This window comes from Psychrobacter sp. T6-1, assembly GCF_052258445.1.
The window spans coordinates 1-584 of sequence record NZ_JBQQFC010000777.1 but is presented as its reverse complement, the minus strand read 5'-3'; the positions used below and the strand labels follow the sequence as shown (position 1 = coordinate 584).

Genomic DNA, 584 nt, shown 5'->3' with positions numbered 1-584 from the left:
ATACCAATACAAAAAAACGGCCTAATAATAGACCGATTCTTTATCGCAATTTCAATAATTTACTTGGCGTTTTGATATCCGCCGTAATATTTTACCGGAGACCAGCTTGGAATCACAGGCGCTAGTGTTGGCGCAAGCTTACTGTATTTACCGGCGCCATATACCACGTCACCGCCGACGACAGTGAGATCAGCTTCGATAGTTTTGATTTTCTCATCGGGAACACTAAAGTAATCATCAGACAATAGTGCAAAGTCAGCATACATACCCGGCTCAAGCGTACCTTTTACCGTCTCCTCGTTTGAGAACCAAGCGCTGCCTTTGGTATACACCTCTAGTGCATCGGCTCTAGAGAGCACATTGTCTTTGCCATATAGCGGCGTGCCGCCAACGGTTTTGCCTGTCGTCATCCAGTACAGCGCAATCCAAGGATTGTAGCTTGAAACCCGCGTACCGTCAGTACCTGCCCCAAGTGGAATACCCATATCAAATATCTTTTTGAATGGTGGCGAAGTACTAGCAGCCTCAGCGCCGTAACGATCTAAGAAATACTCGCCTGCATAGGCCATGCGATCTTGTATCGA

1 protein-coding gene is annotated in these 584 nt (G+C 46.7%); it reads right to left on the bottom strand.

All coding sequences use genetic code 11. The features are described 5' to 3' along the window. Window positions 1-59 precede the first annotated feature (59 nt). Window positions 60-584: amidohydrolase family protein (locus ACTXGO_RS16590; protein ID WP_443575206.1), on the bottom strand; the 525-nt coding region annotated here is incomplete at its 5' end.